Genomic DNA, 20,542 nt, shown 5'->3' with positions numbered 1-20,542 from the left:
CCAAAAGGGCACGGCTATACCAGGCTGTTGTTTAATGATTTAAAAAACACCCAAATCCTTTAAGCGCTTGTCATTTAAATGTACCCGTACAAACTCGCCTACCGCTAAATTGCCCAGCTCAAAGCCGGCAGCAGACCAGCGAATCAGGCGTAGGCAGGGCAGGCCAACATGAGCGGTCATGCGGCGCACTTGGCGGTTTTTACCCTCATAAATGGTCATCATTAGCCATGAGTCAGGCACACTTTTGCGTTCACGAATGGGTGGATCACGTTGCCAAAGTGGCATGGGTAAATCCTCTTCACTAATGTGTTTTACCTCAGCGGGTAGGGTCTGACCATCTTTTAGCAGCACCCCTTGACGCAGTTGCTCTAATTGCTCATTTGAGGGGATGCCCTCTACCTGTACTAAGTAAGTTTTGCCCTGCTTACGCCCTGAATTGGCTTTGGGCGGATGGGTAATGGCTTTATTGACCCGGCCATCTGAGGTCAGCAGCAAAAGCCCCTCACTGGTTGCATCGAGTCGTCCGGCCACTCGGAGCGATTTATCGGTGAAAAACTGGGATAACGGCGCAAACTTGTTATTGGCATCATCACTAAACTGACTTTGAACGCCGTAGGGTTTGTTAAATAAGATAACACTTGAGGTGGCCATAAAAGGGAAGTTCCAAATACATCAATGAAAAGGGAGTAAACAACGATTTTGGTGCCTAATCAGGATCAGTGCCGCGGTTTATACCACTGCCTTTGGCCGTCCACTGAACAACCGATAAGCTGGTTGAAGCCATAAGGCCAAGCACCAAATACCCCACCAAAGCATGCATACTTGATAAGACGCGGCCAACACCTTGTGGCCGAAAGTCACCATAGCCTGTGGAGGTAAAAGTAATAATAGAATAATAGCAGCTGAGCCAAAAATCATGGGTGAGGGGACTACCGTCACGGGTCGTGTCCACAATACCAATCTGAGAATACATGGCCGAAAAAACCAACAAGAACAAAAAGACATTAAAGCTAAAGAGTATAAGCTCTTTGTAGAGATTGCCACTGTCGCCATAAATGCGTTGTAACGTGCTAAATACTGACCACAAAAATACGCCGCAAAATAAGAAGCTAAAGCCAATAATAACGCTATCGCGCCAAGCGCTATCGGCTAAAAAACGGGTCAAAGTATACCAAACAGTGGCCACAATAATAAAAAGAATAAGCGTGCGTCTAGCTGTGTTTAGTTTTAGCATGATAAAGCGCCTAATATAAAATACCTCAGTAGTTTAAACTACTGAGGTATTAACATAAAATCAAACGGGCGATGTAGCGAGCCATGTCAGCCAGATGAGGCTTCATGGCTTGTGCTTATAGCGCAGCTAAAATCTTATTGAAGGTTTGGCTTGGGCGCATCACCTGCTTCACAACCTCATCATTGGGCAGATAGTAACCCTCAATGTCCACTTGCTGACCTTGCACCTCATTAAGCTCTTTGACGATAGTATCCTCATTATCGGCAAGTGCTTTAGCCAGTGGCGCAAATCTTTGTTGTAGGCTGGCATCTTGATCTTGCTTGGCCAATGCTTGAGCCCAGTACATGGCCAAGTAAAAATGGCTGCCGCGGTTGTCCAACTCACCCACTTTACGTGAAGGTGACTTGTTGTTTAGCAGGAGCTTCTCGGTGGCATCGCTTAGAGTATCGGCTAGGATTTGCGCTTTTGGGTTTTGTGCGGTGCCATGCTCAGCTTCGTGCTCAAGTGACACAGTCAATGCCAAAAACTCTCCCAGTGAATCCCAGCGTAGATGATTTTCCTCCAGCAGCTGCTGCACATGTTTGGGCGCTGAACCACCAGCACCGGTTTCAAACAGGCCGCCACCGTTCATAAGCGGCACGATAGATAGCATCTTAGCACTGGTACCCAGCTCAAGGATGGGAAATAAATCGGTCAGATAATCACGCAATACGTTGCCGGTGACTGACAGCGTATCCTTGCCAGCGATCAGACGCTCAAGCGTAAATCGGGTTGCTTCACGAATGGGCATGATATGAATTTCTAAGCCTTCGGTGTCATGGTCTTTTAGGTACAACTCGACTTTTTCGATTAAGGCGGCGTGGTGAGCCCGGTTTTTATCCAGCCAGAAAACGGCCGGCATGCCGCTGGCTCGGGCACGGGTCACTGCAAGTTTTACCCAGTCTTGGATAGGGGCATCTTTGACACGGTTCATGCGCCAGATGTCATCTTTTTTGACCGCATGCTCAGTCAGCACGTTGCCATCGGCATCGATGACTTGGATTTTTCCTTTGCCTGGCATCTGAAAAGTGGTGTCATGCGAGCCATACTCTTCGGCTTTTTGAGCCATAAGGCCAATATTGGGTACAGTGCCCATGGTGGTGGGGTCAAAGGCACCATGCTCTTTACAAAAGCGGATGGTCTCATCATAAAGAGCGGCATAACTGCTGTCGGGGATCACTGCATTCACATCATGTAGCTTGCCATCAGGGCCCCACATTTGACCACCGTTACGGATCATCGCTGGCATAGAGGCATCGACAATGACATCACTTGGCACATGCAAGTTGGTAATGCCTTTGTCTGAATCGACCATGGCCAGTGGCGGATTGGTATCATATACCTGTTGAATATCTGCCTCTATCTGTTGACGCTGATCATCTGGCAGCTCTTGAATCTTGGACAGCAGCTGGGCAAAGCCATTGTTGACGTTGACACCGAGCTTGTCAAAAGTCTCACCGTGTTTGGCAAACAAGTCTTTAAAATAAACTCGCACCGCCTCACCAAAGATGATTGGGTCAGACACTTTCATCATAGTCGCTTTTAGATGAATAGAGAATAACAGGCCCTGTGCCTTGGCATCTTGCACTTGTTCTTGTAAGAAATTGCTTAGCACATCAAAACATAAGATAGAGGTGTCCATCAGCTCCCCCTTTAATAGCGGAGCAGGCGATTTAAGCTCGGTAGCTGTACCGGTCTCATCGGTATAGACCACACGGTACTTGGTTTCTTTATCGATGGTCACTGACTTTTCGTCATCAACGAAGTCACAATGTGCCATGGTAGATACATGGGTTTTTGAGTCACGGCGCCAAGGCTTCATGGCATGTGGATTGGCTCGGGCATAGGCCTTAACCGCTTTTGGGGCGCGGCGATCGGAGTTACCTTCACGTAGTACTGGATTTACCGCACTGCCTTTGATTCTATCAAAACGGGCCCGCACTTCTTTTTCTTTATCGGTGCTGGGGGTATCTGGGAAGTCAGGCACCGCAAAGCCTTTGTCTTGCAGCTCTTTAATGGCTGCTTTTAGCTGAGGAATAGAGGCGCTGATATTGGGTAATTTGATGATATTGGCGTCAGGCTTTAGCACTAATTGGCCAAGCTCGGTAAGTGCATCAGGCACTTGCTGCTCGGGGCTTAGATACTCTGGAAAAAGTGCCAAAATACGGGCGGCTAATGAGATATCACTGACTTCAACTTCAATGTCGGCACTATGCGTAAATGCTTGTACAATGGGTAAAAATGACTGCGTGGCCAGCGCTGGGGCTTCGTCGGTTTTGGTATATATAATTTTTGACATGATGGTATGCATTCCTTTTTATTGTTTTATGACTGAGGCCGTGTTTTGTTATGGCGAAAGATATTCTGACGGCTCAAAAAAAGATTTGTTTTTGGGGTTGTGAGCAAAAGGTTTTAATCTGCTTAAGTTTAATCATACTAAAAGGCGGACTTAATAGTCAGTTTACAAATCGTATCTGTCATCACTTATGAGCGGTTGTGATTTTAAATTTTAGCCAAAAAAAATACCCCAAGAGACTGCTCTTAGGGTATTTTTTTAGATAAAGCAGAATCGCTTTAACTAAATGGGCTTAGCCTTAAGCTGTGAAAAATACTTAAATAAGTACCTAAACTTAGATAGAAGCGATAGCTTCATTAAAAGTTTTGCTTGGGCGCATAACTTTTTGAGCCAAATCTTCATCAGCAAAATAGTAGCCATGAATGTCTACAGGCTTACCTTGTACTTCATTAAGCTCTTTAATGATGGTTGCTTCATTATTGGTAAGCTGCTCAGCTACAGGCGTAAATTGAGCTTTTAACTCAGCATCTTTGTCCTGAGCAGCAAGCTCTTGAGCCCAGTACATGGCCAGATAGAAGTGACTGCCACGGTTATCAATCTCACCCGTTGAGCGAGAAGGTGACTTGTTGTTAATTAACAGCGTCTCAATGGCTCGGTCTAGCGTCTCTGCCAATAGCTTAGCTTTGGCATTGTCATCGTTGTTGGCCAAGTGCTCTAATGACACAGTTAACGCTAAGAATTCACCCAAAGAGTCCCAACGTAAGTGGTTTTCTTCTAGCAATTGCTGAACGTGCTTAGGCGCAGAACCACCAGCACCGGTTTCAAATAGACCGCCGCCCTTCATTAATGGTACCACGGATAACATTTTCGCACTGGTGCCCAGCTCTAAAATTGGGAATAAATCAGTCAGGTAGTCGCGTAGGATGTTACCTGTGGCTGAAATAGTGTCTAGACCACGGGCCACACGCTCTAGCGTATAACGCATTGCACGTACTTGTGACATGATTTCGATGCGTAGACCTTCCGTGTCATGATCATTTAAGTAAGTTTTTACTTTTTTAATCAGCTCATTTTCATGAGGACGGTAAGGGTCTAACCAGAAGACCACAGGAGTATCTGACTCACGAGCGCGGCGAACGGCAAGTTTTACCCAGTCTTGGATAGGCTCATCTTTCACCTGACACATACGCCAGATATCGCCTTTTTCAACATGCTGCTCAAGCAGTACTTCACCTGTCTCATTATCGACAATACGAGCCATGCCTGCATCACTTGATTCAAAGGTTTTGTCATGTGAGCCGTATTCTTCTGCTTTTTGAGCCATTAGACCCACGTTTGGTACCGTACCCATAGTGGTTGGGTCAAAGTTACCATGCCATTTACAGAAGTTGATCATCTCTTGATAGATACGCGCAAAAGTTGACTCAGGCATGACCGCTTTACAGTCATACATCTTGCCATCAGCACCCCACATTTTACCGCCGTTACGAATCATAGCAGGCATTGAAGCATCTACGATAACGTCACTTGGAGAATGGAAGTTGGTGATGCCTTTTGAAGAGTCTACCATGGCCAGACGGGGGCGATGTTCTTGGCAGGCATGCAAGTCTTGTTCGATCTCTTCGCGCTTAGAGGCAGGCAATGTTTTGATCTTCTCGTAAAGATCGGCCATACCGTTGTTTACGTTAATACCAAGCTCTTCGAACAGCTCGCCATGTTTTTCGAAGGCTTCTTTATAATAAATACGTACTGCATGACCAAATACGATGGGGTGAGATACCTTCATCATGGTCGCTTTTACGTGTAAAGAGAACAAGATACCTGCGTCGCGGCAGTCTTCCATTTCACGCTCATAGAACTCAAGCAAAGCTTTTTTGCTCATGAACATTAAGTCGATAATTTCTTTGTCTTTTAACGCAATCTCAGGCTTAAGTACTTTGGTTGAGCCATCGTCAAGTTGTAGCTCCATACGTACGTTACGCGCCTTGTCTAGCGTCATAGACTGCTCACCGTGGTAGAAGTCACCACTGTGCATGTGTGAGACGTGCGTACTTGACCACTGCTTCCATTCACCCATTGAATGCGGATGTTTGCGCGCGTAGTTTTTCACCGCTTTTGGTGCACGGCGATCTGAGTTACCTTCGCGAAGTACTGGGTTTACGGCACTACCAAGAGCTTTACCATAGCGTTTGCGCAGCGTTTCTTCTTCTTCAGTTTTTGGGTCTTCTGGAAAATCAGGAATCGCATAGCCTTTGTCTTGAAGCTCTTTAATGGCTGCTTTAAGCTGTTGTACTGAGGCACTGATATTTGGCAGTTTGATGATGTTGGTATTAGGATCTTGGGTCAGGCGACCTAGCTCAGCTAGATTGTCTGGAACACGTTGCTCTTCGGTTAGATAGTCTGGGAATTCAGCTAGGATACGCGCAGCAACTGAAATATCGCTGGTTTCAACAGAAATACCTGCTGTCTTCGTAAAGGCTTCAACAATAGGTAGCAGTGATAACGTGGCAAGCGCTGGCGCTTCATCGGTTTTGGTATAAATAATTTTTGACATTATAGTAATAGGTTCCTTTAGGCTGTAGTGAATAAGAAAGCTTAAATTGTCAAATAGCTCAATTGTGATGGGCAACAATGAGCTATGAAAGGGGGAAGTCCCCATGGGGCAGTTTTTCAAGATATTTTCGATCAGTTATCACCCATAACAGCGTAATCTGAACGAGGGGTCTCAACCTTTCTTTGATTTAAGCCAGTTTCAACTAATGACTCACAGAGGTATTATAGTCGATCAACTATAAATTCGATATGATGTCAATTGTATAGGATGAACTAAGTATACTATTTTTACCAATATGCTCTGTATACAAATTATATTAAGCTATTTAGGGTATATTTTACCAGTGATTGGCGTGGATATCATCCCTTACGTACAATTGTTGTTTTTTGAAAATACAAAATAGCAAAATAAGTCATCTATGGGCGTGTAGATGGCTTTTTTTATGCCTAAAGCAGCCTGCTTGAGCGCTTATTAACGCCTACATAACTTATTAATGCCTACCTAAGTACTAATCCCTACCTAAGTAGTGAAAAAAAACGGCGCATTTAACTGGTTGCAAATTGTGACCGCAAAAAAGCTCTGTATTTGCTAATCTAATAAGCCATTAAAACCATAAATAGACCTTATGACCTATTCATATGCCCTAACTCAAGACTTAACTTGGCAGTCTGCTATTAACTGGCAACAGCCCGATACCCCTTTTATGTCCTATGCCTATTGGCAAGCACTGACAGACACTGGTGCTATTGGGCAACAGTCGGGGTGGGTGCCGCTGTATGTGCTGATTTACAAAAATCCGCGGCACAACGAAAATGGGGATGCGTCCAATAATTATCAAGACAACCTGCCACAAAACCTGCCTAAAACGGATACTTTTGAGAACTTAGTTGCTGTGATGCCTTTATTTATAAAGGGGCATCATCAAGGTGAGTATGTGTTTGATCATGCATGGGCCGAGGCTTATGCCCGTTATGGGGCAGACTATTACCCCAGATTGGTCACCGCTGTGCCTTATACGCCCGTAAGCGGCCAGCGGTTTTGGTTAGCAAAAGGCGCTGCTTTAACGACTGAGATTTGGCAAGCAGCGATTGCGGCCATTGATGAGGTAGCCAAGCAGACGGGTGCGTCAAGTTGGCATGGCTTATTTATGCAGCACCAGCAAATAACCGCAGCCAAACCCTTATCTTCAATGAGCCCGCAGCTACTTGAGCGTCAAGGCTGTCAGTTTTTGTGGCACAATCAAAAGCTGACTGCCGCCGCGGATAACCATACAGATAACAACACAGAGGACACCTCGGCGGTGCAGGGTATCAACTCATTTTTAGATTTTGACGATTTTTTGACGACGCTTACCGCCAAAAAGCGTAAAAATATTCGAGCTGAGCGTAAAAAAATTGCCAAGCAAAAGCTAACATGCCGTATCAAAACTGGGCATGATATTGGCTCAGATGACTGGGATATATTTTACCAATGCTATGCGATGACTTACGCAGTGCGTGGTCGCCATCCTTATTTGTCCGCAGAGTTTTTTGAGCAAATAGCACAAAGTATGCCGGAGCATCTGATGCTGGCGCAGGCTCTAGATGAGGGCGGTGATATTATTGCCAGTAGTTTGTTCTTTTATGATGATCCAAAACAAAAAAACGCCACTTTATACGGCCGTTATTGGGGGTGCTTAGAGGAGTATGATAGCCTACACTTTGAGCTGTGTTATTATCTGGGCATTGAATTTGCTATTGATAAAGGTTTGGCGTACTTTGATCCGGGTACCCAAGGCGAGCACAAACTGATTCGTGGCTTTGTGCCAACCAAGACTCACTCATTACACCGCATTTATGATCCGCGTTTTGAGCCGGCCATAGCCAATTTCTGTGCCGAAGACCGTCATTATATGCAGCAGTATCGGCAACAGGCTCATGAAGCCCTGCCTTTTAATATTGATAATATGCCGGCGTTTAAAGGCTAAATACCGGCACAAACCTTCTATAAGCTGTCTTTTTATGCGTGCATTTCCCAAAGATTGTATCCCCTTTACCGCCTTTAAAACTCTTGATGAAAGCCAAAAAGCTTGGATAACCTCTGATGGTTCGTTGACTGCACTATTGGAGGCCAAATCTGGTCAACCGCTGCAGGTCAAACGTACTTTTGAGGGCTATAGATTGCTGAGCATGGCGCAAAAAAAACAGCTGGGTTATAAAGGTATAAAATTAAATCGTCCGATGTTGGCGTGGGTACGTGAGGTGTTGCTTTTTGGCAATAGCTTGCAGCCATGGGTCGCTGCGCAAAGCATTTTTCCGCTACCAAGTCTAAAGGGAGAGGCCAAGCGCTTACAGCATTTGCAGGGTACGCCCATCGGGTATGTGCTATTTAAGCGCCAAAAAACCTTACCCAATCGGCGCCTTATTGAGCCCACTAAAGCGGGCTGGCGGCGCAGTACCGTTTATGACTGGCATGGCCGCTCACTTATTATTAGCGAAACCTTTTTACCTGAGCTTTTTTTGGTCAAATAAGGGCAAAGTATCCATCCTATAATTGGCGTCAAAAATAGCTGAAAAAACATCCGCTTTTTGGGGTGTTTTTTCGCTATAGTCAATGACATTTCATGTTACACTTATTGCTTAATGTGCGAAGTTGCTGCCTCTTACAATGTCTTTATGGCATTGCCTGATGTTTGTCGTTTCAAATTTCACAAGACCTAGGGGTGGGCTGGTTTAGCGCTTGTATTTTTTATATGTTGTATGTGACTGATTAATAGGATAAAACTATGTTTAAAGATATTAGCATTAAAGATTATGACCCTGACTTGTATCAAGCCATGGTGTCAGAAACCAAGCGTCAAGAAAGCCACATCGAGCTTATTGCATCAGAAAACTACTGCTCACAAGCAGTAATGGAGGCGCAAGGTTCTGATTTAACTAACAAATATGCCGAAGGTTATCCTGGCAAACGCTACTATGGCGGCTGTGAGTATGTGGATATCGTTGAGCAATTGGCCATTGACCGTGCTAAAGAATTGTTCGGTGCTGAGTACGCCAACGTACAGCCCCATGCAGGTAGCCAAGCCAACTCTGCTGTTTTCTTAGCTCTATTAGAAGCGGGTGATACGGTACTGGGCATGAGCTTAGACGCTGGTGGTCACTTGACTCACGGCGCACACGTGAACTTCTCAGGCATCAACTACAATGCGGTTCAATACGGTCTTGTAGAAGAGACGGGTCTTATTGACTATGACGAAGTGGAGCGTTTGGCTCAAGAGCATAAGCCAAAAATGATCATTGCTGGTTTCTCAGCGTACTCACAAGTGGTCGATTGGCAGCGTTTCCGTGACATCGCAGACAGCGTTGGCGCCTATTTATTTGTTGATATGGCACACGTTGCAGGCCTTGTTGCTGCTGGCGTATACCCAAGCCCAGTACCTTTTGCTGATGTGGTCACCACCACCACGCACAAAACCCTACGTGGTCCACGTTCAGGTCTCATCCTATCTCGTGATGACAAGTTAGCTAAGAAGCTAAACTCAGCGGTATTCCCAGGCAACCAAGGCGGGCCATTAATGCACGCTATCGCTGCTAAAGCGGTGTGCTTTAAAGAAGCGCTTCAGGACGACTTCAAAACCTACCAGCAGCAAGTGGTTAAAAATGCCAAAGCAATGGCAAAAGTTATCCAAGAGCGTGGCTATGAAATCATCTCTGGCGGTACCGAAAACCACCTAATGCTAATCAGCCTAGTTAAGCAAGAAATGACGGGTAAAGAAGCGGACAAATGGTTGGGCGACGCGGGTATCACTGTGAACAAAAACGCCGTACCAAACGACCCTAAATCACCATTCGTAACTTCTGGTATCCGTATCGGTACACCAGCCATCACCACTCGTGGCTTCAACGAAGCACAAGCTGCTGATCTAGCGGGCTGGATTTGTGATGTGTTAGACAGCCGTGGTGATGAAAAAGTATTGGCAGATACTCGTGCTAAAGTTGAGAAAATCTGTGCAGAGTTGCCAGTATATGAGCGTAATCAGTAATTACAGTCTTCTAAATCGTAAGGTACGACTGTATTAACCTCGCTTGGCCTACTTTCGTAGTACTAGCAGTCGGTTGCCTTGTCGTACATTTAGATTTAATTGATTATAGGTGTGTGAGTAAGTACTTATACGCTTAAACCAAAAAAAACCGCTTAGCTTTTGGCTAAGCGGTTTTTTTATGCGAATAAAAATGGCTAGTCTTTTTTTAAAACAGCCAAGTCTTCTAAAATCCCAGTAAAGCGCTCATATAGCCAAGGCTCAGCATCATTAATCGCTTGGTCGTAAATCTTGGGTCCAATTAAATTCACCATATAATCTAGTAATAACTTAGTTGGCAGGTTGCCCATATCCATATCAAGCTCATCACTCATATAATCTCGCAGCTCATCGAGCAGAAGCTCTTCCTCTTCTTTATCTAGTTGCAATAGCTTTTTATTTTTCATAATTGACTCAGTTATTATTTATGAGTAGAGCACGTAAGGATAACTTAAGGCTCAGGCAGGGTGTGGTACTATTTATGATTATTAAATTATGAACATTAAAGCCAGCGATGACAAAGCAACATATAAAAGCCATTTAGAAGGATGGTAGCCTTATCATCGCTAAATCATCTTACTAAAGACAAAAAATTAAAGGACATTTATGACTCAAGTTCTCGATACGACGGAAAAACAAGGTCAGTCACTGCCACATCGTAAAGACGTGCCTGTACATCTGACTTGGGATATGACAGCACTGTATGCCACGCCAGAAGATTTCTACGCAGACCTAGACAAAGCGAGCAAACTTGCCGATGAACTAACTTCGGAGTCGATGCTGAGTCTCACTGATGCCGCCAGCATCGTACATCTACTACAGACTTACGAAGCTTATTTGACTATTTTATCTAAGGCAGGTACGTATGCCGGCGCACAAAGTGCGGTGGATATGAGTGACAGTGAGCTACAAATCAGAGCCAGAGATTTTGATTCAAAAGTCGCTAGATTAAACAGCCAGACTGCGATAGTGGCGCAAACCTTAAAGCAAGCCGATGAAACGCTGATTAAGCAAGCGATGGCCGATAATGACAAGTATCGTGCGTTTTTATCTGATTTATTAGAGCAAAAGCCTTATACCTTAAGCCTAGAGTTAGAGACGGCGCTGATGTCGCTATCGCCGGTATTAGACTTGCCGTACCAAAACTACGAGCAGTGCAAATTAGCTGATATGACTTTCCCAGATTTTGAGGCCAATGGTCAAACCTATCCGTTAAGCTTTTCGGCGTTTGAAAATGAATACGAAACCGCAGTCGATACCGAGTTTCGCCGTAATGCTTTTAAGGCGTTTTCAAAGCGGTTGCGTGAATCACAGCACACCATTGCTAGCAACTATTTAACCCAAGTCAAAAAAGAGAAAATCATGGCCGATATGCGTGGCTATGACTCAGTATTTGATTATTTACTGCACGATCAAAAAGTATCGCGCGCCATGTATGACGAGCACATCGATACCGTTATGCAGCATCTTGCACCGCCGATGCGCCGTTACGCCAAGCTGCTGCAAACGGCTAATGATATCGACAAAATGACCTTTGCTGATTTAAAAGTGCCGCTGGATGCCAACTTTGTGACGCAGGTGAGTATTGAAGAGGCTAAACAGTATTGCGTGGATGCTTTATCGTTATTGGGCACCGATTATACTGAGATGGTAAAGCGCTCGTTTGATGAGCGCTGGTATGACTTTGCCCAAAACCAAGGTAAGAGCACGGGCGGATTTTGTGCCTCTCCTTATGGTGAGCACTCGTATGTGTTGATGTCTTGGACGCATAACTTAGGTGATGTGTTTACCTTAATTCATGAGATTGGACATGCTGGGCATTTTTATAATGCCGGTCAGCATCAAAATTACTTAAGCTATGAGCCGTCACTGTACTTTATTGAAGCGCCGTCTACTTGTAATGAGCTGTTACTCGGCCATCATTTATTACAGCAAAACATAGATGACAAAGCGTTTCAGCGTTATGTGGTGTCATCACTGTTATCGAACACCTATTATCATAATTTTGTGACTCATTATCTAGAAGCGCATTTTCAGCGTGAGGTATATCGTGCGGTCGATGCTGGCAAGAACTTGAGTACTGAGGATTTACATCAGTTGATGCAGTCCACATTGCAGCAGTTCTGGGGTGATGCGGTAGAGATTGATGATGATGCGGCGCTGACTTGGATGCGTCAGCCGCACTATTATCTAGGTTTGTATTCTTACACCTATAGTGCTGGTCTAAGTATCGCCACTCAGCTGTTTAAAAAGCTGCGTCAAGGCGAGGATGTGATTGATGATTGGCTGGCTGTATTGCGAGCAGGTGGTTCAAAAACACCTAGTGAGCTTGCTAATATGATAGGGGTGGACATCACAGACAATGCCACTTTGATTGATAGTATTGGCTTTATTGAAACGTTAATCGATCAGGCTATAGATTTAACGTAATAGATAAAAAAAGGGAGAGATTAAAGCAAATCTCCCCCTTTTTTAGGTTATTTAAGCGTGTACTAAACTTTCTTACATAAACGGTAATTTAGTGAAAATCTGTAATACGGTAGCGTTGACGATATCCACAAAGAAAGCACCTACCATAGGCACAATTAAGAAAGCTTTGTGCGAAGGCTGATAACGATCGGTGACCGCTTGCATGTTGGCAATGGCAGTCGGGGTCGCACCCATCCCAAAGCCGCAGTGACCTGCTGCTAAAACGGCAGAATCATAGTCTTTACCCATAATTCTAAAGGTCACCAAGTAGGCATAACCGATCATAACTAAGGTCTGTACGACTAAGATAATCAATACAGGGCCGGCAAGGTCGGTCAGCTGCCAAAGTTTTAGTGACAACAATGCCATTGCCAAAAATAGGCTTAATGAAGCGTTGCCAATCACGTCAATGGCGCGGTCAAACATATGGAAGTCAAACACCATGGTCAATACGTTACGCAAGATAACACCGCCAGCCAATGCCCAAACGAAGGTGGGCAGCTCAAACCAAGTGCCTTGACCCAAATTAGTCATGATATCTGCAAAGGCTAATGACGCTGCAAATAATGCCAAAGACTCAATGGTCGAGGAGGCAGTAATCAGACGAATGTTGTCTGGTTTCTCAAAGATCTCTTTATTGCGATAAGCTTCTTCTTCATTGTGCTTGGTGCTATATAAAGATTGCTCACCGGCCAGCTTTTCAGTCGGGGTAGGGTTGGGGTTAACCTCGCCTGGTTTTACACCCAATCTGTTGATTAAACGGCGAGCTACTGGGCCACCAATCACACCACCGGCAACAAGACCGTAAGTGGCCGCAGCGATACCCAAGGTCGTTGCACCGACCACGCCGTATTGCTCTTCAAGCGTGATACCCCAAGCGCCTGCAGTACCATGACCACCGGTCAGCGCAATAGAGCCTGTCACCAGACCTAGCAGAGGATCAAGCCCCAATACACTGGCCATGGTCACACCCACCACGTCTTGCAAAATGATAAATAATGAGACCACAATGGTGAAGATTAGTAGAGGGGAACCACCGGCTTTTAGGCGGCTAAAGTCAGCGCTTAGACCGATTGAGGCGAAGAACATCAGCATACAAGCGGTTTGAAGCTCCTGCTGGAAGTTAAAACTATACCCCCATATGATATTAAGTGCATAAACAATGGCGGCTGCAACCAAGCCACCTGCCACAGGCTCAGGGATGTTAAAGTCTTCTAAAAACTTCAGCCTTTTTACCAAAAACCGTCCCAAGAGTAGGACGAGTGTGGCTAATATCAGCGTATAGTAGCCATTTAAAGTAACTTCCATTCGTTGCTCCTTTTTATAAAAATAAAGTTACCCTCATTGGACTTCCAGCATGAGCTGCTCCAAAATAAGGTTTGCTTTGTGCATTAGACTTTAAATAGTAGTTAAAAAATAATCATTAATTTAGCCAGAGCACGGGCTTTATTGGCTTATGATAAGCGCTACTGGGCCACATCTTTTGGCTAACTATTAAGACTTTAGGTATATGGTTAAAGATTAGAAAATCACTAACTAATAGATGTTACCGAAGCGGTAAACCGTAGATAACCACAAAAGATAACCACAAACTTTAGGTATCCCTGAGGAGAGTTGCAGCTATATGTTCGACAAGCCAAATATCTGTCTTAAGCAGATCACGTGACCCACTTTTACACACAATCAGCGTTGCCGGTTGTAGAGGATAGGCCTATATTACTAAAGATGCGGCTGTAAATCACTCTAAAACTTATTTAGATCGTTATTTAGAGGGCGCATTTTATCTCATAATTATCTTTTTAAAAAATAGCTACGCGGGTTTTGTGATGATTTTAACGCACAAGACTCAGTGCCAAGCTAGGTCATAAATGATCTTAAATGGCTGAATTTGATAAGATTATTTCGCAGCCAGTTAACCTAACTGCGCCATAAAAAAACGCCAGCATTTCGCTGACGTTTTTGATAAAGGGTCTGATGGAGTTTGATTAACATAATCACTTTTATCAACCAAATTACTCCCAAAAATGGCCACCTTGAGCCAATGGGCTAGGCAATCCTAGCCTAGCTACGCACCTCGCCATGACCATAGACAACCCATTTTTGAGAGGTAAGGCCATTGAGTCCGACGGGGCCACGGGCATGGATTTTGTCAGTTGAGATGCCAATTTCAGCACCCAAGCCATATTCAAAGCCATCTGCAAAGCGGCTTGAGGCGTTAATCATCACACTGGCTGAGTCCACTTCGCGAATGAAGCGCTGCGACTTACTATAGTTATTAGTGATAATCACATCAGTGTGATGGCTGCCATGGGTATTGATGTGGTCAATGGCGGCATCTAAGCCGTCTATAATTTTGACCGCTAAGATGGGTGCTAAGTATTCGGTATCCCAGTCGCTATCTGTGGCATCACTTAAGTGGCCGGCAAGCTTAGCATTGTCTTGTAAAATGGCTTTTGAGGCGGCATCTAAGCGAAGCTGCATGGCGTCATCGGCTGCGACAATGGCCTCGGCTATCTGAGGTAACAACTCATTAGCAATCGCTTGATCTACCAACAAGGTTTCCATGGTATTACAGGTGCCGTAGCGATGCGTCTTGGCATTAACACTGACCTTAATAGCAATCTCAGGGTCGGCGTCACTGTCAATAAAGGTGTGGCAGTTGCCATCTAAATGCTTAATAACCGGCACGCGCGCATCTTGGCTAATACGGGCAATCAGGCCCTTGCCGCCACGTGGCACAATCACATCAACATATTCTGTTAAGGTAATCAGCTCGCCCACTGCGGCGCGGTCTGTGGTCTGTAACACCTGAACACCGTGCTCAGGCAGACCGGCCTGTTTTAGACCAGATAAGATATATTTGGCAATCGCTTGGTTTGACTCATAAGCTTCTGAGCCGCCGCGTAAAATAATGGCATTGCCAGATTTTAGTGCCAAAGAAGCGGCCTCTAACGTCACATTGGGACGAGACTCATAAATCATGCCCACCACGCCCAAAGGTACCCGCATTTTACCCAGCTGAATACCAGAAGGACGGTAAGTCATGTCAGTGACTTCACCAATAGGGTCAGGCAAAGCGGCCACATCTTTTAGGCCTTGTAGCATCGCCTCAAAGCGAGATTCATTAAGTGCCAAGCGGTCAAGTAGGGCGGCATCTAAGTTGTTGCTTCGGCCCTTGTCCATATCGATTTTATTGGCGGCTAATATTTCGTCTTTGGCCTGTTTTAATTGCTCATAAATAATTAACAAAGCGGCATTTTTGTCACCGGTATTAGCGGCGGCTAACTGTCTTGAGGCATCTCTTGCCTGTTTACCAACTTGCTGCATATAGGCTTTTATATCACTGATGGCTTGTGTCATTGTTGTCTCCTGATGCTTTTTTGCTTATTGATTGGGGTTGTTTTTTATAAAAATAAGATGAGGTTTAACATAAAGCAGATGTCCCTAATAGTAAAGTGACCACACAAAACTTGACAGTGATTTTTGGGTATAATCCACCGCATAAAGGCATCACAACATTTGCCTATGTGTGGCTAATAAGCGACAATATGCAGTTTTATTGGGCTATTTTGATCGCCCATAATTGAGCATTTTTATCATCACAGCTGCTATAGGCTTTAATACATCGTATTTTTTGAGGCGATTGTCTATTAATCTGCTTATTCAAAAGCCTTGCAGTGTTATAATCTCTTCTCAAACTTATTTTGGATGCGTGCCACTGTTATGCCACACACTACTTCAGATCGACCCATTGCCCTTGATTTGCAAAATATTCATAAAAGCTACGGCTCGCTTGAGGTATTAAAAGGGGTCTCCCTCACCGCTTATGATGGCGATGTCATCTCAATTTTGGGCTCATCAGGCTCAGGCAAGTCTACGTTACTGCGCTGTATTAACCTGCTCGAAAAGCCCAACCAAGGCACAATTACCTTAGGGGGTGAGTCGCTTAATTTGGTACCGGGTAAGTCAGGCGAACTACAAGCAGCCAACAGAGCCCAGCTTGAGAGCTTCCGTGCGCGCGTCGGTTTTGTTTTCCAAAACTTCAACTTATGGCCGCACAAAACCATCATTCAAAACATCATCGAAGGCCCAACACAGGTGCTAAAAATCAGCAAAGATCAGGCCATTAGTGAGGCTGAGCAGCTGTTAAAAAAAGTTGGGTTACTGGATAAAAAAGATGCCTACCCTGACAACTTATCAGGTGGTCAGCGTCAGCGTGTGGCCATTGCCCGTGCGCTGGCGATGAACCCGCAAGTCTTGTTATTCGATGAGCCGACATCTGCTCTGGATCCTGAGCTGGTCAATGAGGTGCTAGCAGTGATGCGTGATTTAGCAGCAGAAGGGCGCACCATGCTGATTGTGACCCACGAAATGCGCTTTGCCCGTGACGTGTCCTCACAAGTGGTGTTTTTGCATCAAGGCCGTATAGAAGAGGCGGGTACACCAGAGCAGGTATTTGATAATCCAAAGTCTGCTCGGGTTCGTGAGTTTATGGCCTCACATCGCGCTGATGCCAATAAGCTGCCTTTAAATTAATTGGCCCAGACTGTAAACCCAGCTTTTTAGATAGATGAATAAAAAAGAGTGTGTGCTTCTTAAAGTGCGCATTCTTTTTTTTGGCTTATACAAGGCTTGAGCGCCGCATCCGCTTTTTTTGCGGGCATAACTGGGGTTGGAATGAGTGAAGTAAAGCATCGAAATGATTTGTTTTTAGCCCATTGCTCATGTATTATTTTTGTTTATAAAGTTTTACACAACTATTTTTCATTATATAGCCAGTCTCACCACAGTCGTACCACGAAAATCTAGTAATCTGGCCTAGGTAATACGCTTTGTCGTGAGTTATTTTTTTTATACGGCTCAAGTGGTATAAGTTCGGCTAAATCCATATCTAATAATCGATACCCCTTAATTCGTGCTTGATGAGCGCTTAATTAATCCAAATTAATCACGTTAAGCCAATTAAATAAGCAATAAGCCAATGTTGGCTTCGGAGAAACAACCCATGAAGTTATTTGAAAAAAAGTTATCACGAACGAGCTTGTCTGTTTTAGCCTTAGCCGCCGTAGTGGGGCTAACGGGCTGTTCAAAGTCTGAAGATACCAAAGCGGGCGAAGCCACTTCAGCAGAAGGTAAAACCATTCGCATTGCGACAGAAGGGGCCTACCCTCCGTTCAACTACACCAATAATGATGGCAGCTTAGGCGGCTTCGATGTTGATGTGGCCAATGCTGTGTGTGAACAGATGAAAGCCAAATGCGAAATCGTGGCTCAAGACTGGGACGGTATTATCCCTGGTCTATTGGCCAATAAGTACGATGCCATTATCGCCGGTATGTCCATCACACCAGAGCGCGCGGCAACGGTTGATTTTAGTGCGCCTTATTTCTCAAATACCATGGTTTGGTTGGCCAAAAAAGACGGGAGTTTTAGCCCTGATGATGTGACCAATAAAGACTTAGGCAGCCAGCGCTCAACCACTTTAGGCGAGTATTTGCTAGATAACTTCGATGGCAAAGATGGCAACAAGGTTAACTTATATGATACCTATGAAAATGCCTACCTTGACCTAAAATCAGGGCGCGTAGATGCCGTATTGGCAGAAAAAGTATCTGCAGCTGACTGGTTACCTGAGAATCCTGACTACGCCGTCATTGGTGAAGAGATTGATAACGACGATCACTTAGGGATTGCACTGCGCAAAAACGACCCTCTAAAAGCTGAGTTTGACAAAGCCATTGAAGCCATCCGTAGCAATGGCAAATTGGCTGAGATTGAAGCGGCTAATTTTGGCAAATAATTGAGCCACTTAGTTATCGCAGAGCATTAAAGATTATTCAATGGCTATGAGACACTTGTTAAATAGCCATTAAACGGTTATCAAATTTTATCTAAAGTTAGGACTTATCATGACAACTTTCCCAAAAGCAAAAAGTAAATGGGCTGTATTATCTATGGCCTTATCTGGTCTGATGCTGGCCGCTTGTAACAACAGCCAAGCGCCTGCTGATGCCGAAACTGGCGCAGCTGAGGCAGCTGATAGCGCAGGTCAGACTATCCGTATCGCTACCGAATCAAGCTATAAGCCTCTTAGCTATACCGATGCTGATGGTAAGTTAATCGGCTTCGAGATCGACTTAATCCATGCCTTATGTGATGAGATGAAAGCCAAGTGTGATATCAGCTCACAAGAGTGGGATGGCTTAATTCCAGGGCTTCAAGCCAAGAAGTTCGATGCCATTATCGCTGGTATGTCTATTACCCCTGAGCGTCTTGAAAAGGTCGATTTTACTGACCCTTACCTAAATAACGGCCTTATCTTAGTGGCTAAAAAAGGTGAGAACGTTAGCGTAAAAGATGATTTTAGTAATATTCCAGTCGGTGCTCAGCGCGCCACCATCGCCGCTCAGTATATCGAAGCGTCGCATCCTGAAGCTAAAGTAAGCTTATATGACACCCAAGAAAATGCTTATCTAGATCTCACTTCAGGTCGTATTCGTGCCTTGTTCTCAGACAAAGTTACTGCCGCCTATTGGTTAACCAGTGAAGAGGGCAAAGCTTTTGAACAAAAAGGCGAAGAGTTCAATAGCGATGATGCGATGGGTATCGCTGTGCGTAAAGGCGATGCGCTGGCCGGTAAGTTCAACCAAGCATTAGCCGCGATTAAAGAAAGTGGTAAATATGATGAGATTTCGGCGCCTTACTTTGGTACCAGCAACACCGCTGCGGCCCAAAAAGCGGCTGCTCAATAGGCCATTATCTCTATCCATTGCTGTCTATTGTAAGACAGCAATATAAGCACGTTAGCGCCTAAGGCAATGACAAGGTGCTGGTATTGCTGGCTGAAATCGTAAGTTTTTAATTTGCCATCTGGTTTTGATGGGGCAGATAAGGCGATAAGATTTCAGGCCAGCTTTTTTTAGATTTTTATAAGGACGTAAGGATGGTTAACTCACTACCTGCCGCGGCTCAATTCAAAAAAAGCCGTTTGCTTAAAGGCACCGCCACTGTCATGGCCACACTATCATTGTCGCTACTTTTGAGTGGTTGTAATAATCAACAGACTGAAGCGGACGATAAAGCTGTGGGCGCACAGGAAGAACAAAAAGTGCTGCGCATTGCCACTGAAGGCGCTTATGCACCCTTTAATTACACCGATGCTGAGGGTAATTTACAAGGATTTGATGTCGATATTGCCAACGCCTTATGTGAGCAAATGAAGGTGAGCTGTGAGATTCAGGCTCAAGATTGGGAAGGCATTATTCCAGGTTTAAAAGCCAAAAAATACGACGCCATTGTGGCCGCCATGTCAGTGACTCCAGAGCGCTCACAACAAGTCGACTTCACCGACCCTTATTTTACCAATGCCTTGGTGTTTATTGCCAGTAAAGACAGCACATTTGATCCCAGTCACAGCGATAATATAACCAGCAGCAAGATTGCCGCTCAGCGCTCAACCATCTCATCTCAGTGGTTAGAGTCTACCTATCCCAAGGCCAATATGCAGCTGTATGACACCCTTAACAATGCCTTTTTGGACTTAGAGTCTAATCGTGTTGATGCTATGATTTCTGACAAACTACCGGCGATAGAATGGTTAAGCAAAAACAACTCACAGTTTGAAGTTAAAGGGGCGGATATCGAAATTGATGATAACTTTGCCATTGCGGTGCGCAAGCAAGATGCACTAAAAGAGCAGCTCAATGAAGCGTTGGCTGCGATTAAAGCCAATGGCACTTATGATCAAATTAAAGACAAGCATTTTTCGATCAAATAATCAGTGACATAAATAGCCAAAGTGACAAGTAAGTGCGTAAGCTTTAGGGCTAATTTAGAACAATTAATATAAAACAAAGACAGCCTCACTAAGCAGTGGGGCTTTTTTATGCCCAA

At 44.7% G+C, this 20,542-nt stretch carries 15 protein-coding genes; 8 read left to right on the top strand and 7 right to left on the bottom strand.

The features are described from left to right. Positions 1–39 precede the first annotated feature (39 nt). The 4 genes from DLE54_RS09965 to DLE54_RS09950 form a co-directional block, all read right to left on the bottom strand. A complete protein-coding gene (locus tag DLE54_RS09965) occupies positions 40–651 on the bottom strand; it encodes a pseudouridine synthase (RefSeq protein WP_110817049.1) in 612 nt (203 codons plus the stop codon). Positions 652–706: 55 nt separating this feature from the next. Next, complete coding sequence (locus tag DLE54_RS09960; protein ID WP_011961301.1) at positions 707–1,234, bottom strand: ion channel; 528 nt, start codon at positions 1,232–1,234, stop codon at positions 707–709. A gap of 115 nt (positions 1,235–1,349) precedes the next feature. Beyond that, on the bottom strand, positions 1,350–3,572 hold the full coding sequence (locus DLE54_RS09955; RefSeq protein ID WP_110817048.1) for an NADP-dependent isocitrate dehydrogenase: 2,223 nt from the start codon (positions 3,570–3,572) through the stop codon (positions 1,350–1,352). A gap of 331 nt (positions 3,573–3,903) precedes the next feature. Beyond that, entirely contained in the window at positions 3,904–6,123 is a 2,220-nt protein-coding gene (locus DLE54_RS09950) for an NADP-dependent isocitrate dehydrogenase (protein ID WP_110817047.1), read from the bottom strand. A 625-nt stretch (positions 6,124–6,748) separates the two neighbouring features. On the opposite strand from DLE54_RS09950, the gene DLE54_RS09945 reads away from it, so the two are divergent. The 3 genes from DLE54_RS09945 (at position 6,749) to glyA (ending at position 10,144) form a co-directional block, all read left to right on the top strand. Then, the gene (locus DLE54_RS09945) at positions 6,749–8,089 is read left to right on the top strand and encodes a GNAT family N-acetyltransferase (RefSeq protein WP_110817046.1); all 1,341 of its coding nucleotides are present in this window, start codon (positions 6,749–6,751) and stop codon (positions 8,087–8,089) included. Between the two features lie 34 nt (positions 8,090–8,123). Continuing rightward, positions 8,124–8,633, top strand: a complete 510-nt coding sequence (locus DLE54_RS09940) for a chorismate--pyruvate lyase family protein (RefSeq protein ID WP_227535252.1) — start codon at positions 8,124–8,126, stop codon at positions 8,631–8,633. A gap of 254 nt (positions 8,634–8,887) precedes the next feature. Further along, positions 8,888–10,144, top strand: a complete 1,257-nt coding sequence (gene glyA, locus DLE54_RS09935) for a serine hydroxymethyltransferase (RefSeq protein ID WP_011961296.1) — start codon at positions 8,888–8,890, stop codon at positions 10,142–10,144. Between the two features lie 194 nt (positions 10,145–10,338). Here glyA and DLE54_RS09930 read toward each other — a convergent pair whose 3' ends face one another. After that, complete coding sequence (locus DLE54_RS09930) at positions 10,339–10,587, bottom strand: DUF2164 family protein (protein WP_110817045.1); 249 nt, start codon at positions 10,585–10,587, stop codon at positions 10,339–10,341. Positions 10,588–10,786: 199 nt separating this feature from the next. Between DLE54_RS09930 and pepF the strand changes: the two genes are divergently transcribed. Beyond that, complete coding sequence (gene pepF, locus DLE54_RS09925) at positions 10,787–12,610, top strand: oligoendopeptidase F (protein WP_110817044.1); 1,824 nt, start codon at positions 10,787–10,789, stop codon at positions 12,608–12,610. A gap of 72 nt (positions 12,611–12,682) precedes the next feature. Here the strand turns inward: pepF and gltS are convergent, their stop codons facing one another. Both gltS and DLE54_RS09915 read right to left on the bottom strand, forming a co-directional pair. Next, on the bottom strand, positions 12,683–13,957 hold the full coding sequence (gltS, locus tag DLE54_RS09920) for a sodium/glutamate symporter (RefSeq protein ID WP_110817043.1): 1,275 nt from the start codon (positions 13,955–13,957) through the stop codon (positions 12,683–12,685). A gap of 753 nt (positions 13,958–14,710) precedes the next feature. After that, entirely contained in the window at positions 14,711–16,009 is a 1,299-nt protein-coding gene (locus tag DLE54_RS09915) for a glutamate-5-semialdehyde dehydrogenase (RefSeq protein WP_110817042.1), read from the bottom strand. 363 nt (positions 16,010–16,372) lie between these two features. Here DLE54_RS09915 and DLE54_RS09910 point away from each other — a divergent pair, with 363 nt between their 5' ends. The 4 genes from DLE54_RS09910 (at position 16,373) to DLE54_RS09895 (ending at position 20,426) form a co-directional block, all read left to right on the top strand. After that, entirely contained in the window at positions 16,373–17,185 is an 813-nt protein-coding gene (locus tag DLE54_RS09910) for an ABC transporter ATP-binding protein (RefSeq protein ID WP_041773361.1), read from the top strand. A gap of 469 nt (positions 17,186–17,654) precedes the next feature. Continuing rightward, complete coding sequence (locus DLE54_RS09905; protein ID WP_110817041.1) at positions 17,655–18,449, top strand: transporter substrate-binding domain-containing protein; 795 nt, start codon at positions 17,655–17,657, stop codon at positions 18,447–18,449. Positions 18,450–18,558: 109 nt separating this feature from the next. Beyond that, positions 18,559–19,401 carry an ABC transporter substrate-binding protein gene (locus DLE54_RS09900; RefSeq protein ID WP_011961288.1) on the top strand — a complete coding sequence of 281 codons (843 nt, stop codon included), beginning with the start codon at positions 18,559–18,561 and terminating at the stop codon, positions 19,399–19,401. Positions 19,402–19,592: 191 nt separating this feature from the next. Beyond that, a complete protein-coding gene (locus DLE54_RS09895; RefSeq protein ID WP_110817040.1) occupies positions 19,593–20,426 on the top strand; it encodes an ABC transporter substrate-binding protein in 834 nt (277 codons plus the stop codon). Positions 20,427–20,542: the final 116 nt, after the last annotated feature.

It is taken from the genome of Psychrobacter sp. YP14, from assembly GCF_003209315.1.
In the GTDB taxonomy this organism is placed as follows: Bacteria; Pseudomonadota; Gammaproteobacteria; order Pseudomonadales; family Moraxellaceae; genus Psychrobacter; species Psychrobacter raelei.
The sequence above is the reverse complement of the archived record's forward strand: the minus strand, read 5'-3'. Positions and strand labels throughout refer to the sequence as shown.

Coding starts and splice junctions, on each gene's coding strand:
- DLE54_RS09965 (WP_110817049.1), bottom strand. CDS start 651: ATGGCCACCTCAAGTGTTATCTTATTTAACAAACCCTACGGCGTTCAA.
- DLE54_RS09960 (WP_011961301.1), bottom strand. CDS start 1,234: ATGCTAAAACTAAACACAGCTAGACGCACGCTTATTCTTTTTATTATT.
- DLE54_RS09955 (WP_110817048.1), bottom strand. CDS start 3,572: ATGTCAAAAATTATATATACCAAAACCGACGAAGCCCCAGCGCTGGCC.
- DLE54_RS09950 (WP_110817047.1), bottom strand. CDS start 6,123: ATGTCAAAAATTATTTATACCAAAACCGATGAAGCGCCAGCGCTTGCC.
- DLE54_RS09945 (WP_110817046.1), top strand. CDS start 6,749: ATGACCTATTCATATGCCCTAACTCAAGACTTAACTTGGCAGTCTGCT.
- DLE54_RS09940 (WP_227535252.1), top strand. CDS start 8,124: ATGCGTGCATTTCCCAAAGATTGTATCCCCTTTACCGCCTTTAAAACT.
- glyA (WP_011961296.1), top strand. CDS start 8,888: ATGTTTAAAGATATTAGCATTAAAGATTATGACCCTGACTTGTATCAA.
- DLE54_RS09930 (WP_110817045.1), bottom strand. CDS start 10,587: ATGAAAAATAAAAAGCTATTGCAACTAGATAAAGAAGAGGAAGAGCTT.
- pepF (WP_110817044.1), top strand. CDS start 10,787: ATGACTCAAGTTCTCGATACGACGGAAAAACAAGGTCAGTCACTGCCA.
- gltS (WP_110817043.1), bottom strand. CDS start 13,957: ATGGAAGTTACTTTAAATGGCTACTATACGCTGATATTAGCCACACTC.
- DLE54_RS09915 (WP_110817042.1), bottom strand. CDS start 16,009: ATGACACAAGCCATCAGTGATATAAAAGCCTATATGCAGCAAGTTGGT.
- DLE54_RS09910 (WP_041773361.1), top strand. CDS start 16,373: ATGCCACACACTACTTCAGATCGACCCATTGCCCTTGATTTGCAAAAT.
- DLE54_RS09905 (WP_110817041.1), top strand. CDS start 17,655: ATGAAGTTATTTGAAAAAAAGTTATCACGAACGAGCTTGTCTGTTTTA.
- DLE54_RS09900 (WP_011961288.1), top strand. CDS start 18,559: ATGACAACTTTCCCAAAAGCAAAAAGTAAATGGGCTGTATTATCTATG.
- DLE54_RS09895 (WP_110817040.1), top strand. CDS start 19,593: ATGGTTAACTCACTACCTGCCGCGGCTCAATTCAAAAAAAGCCGTTTG.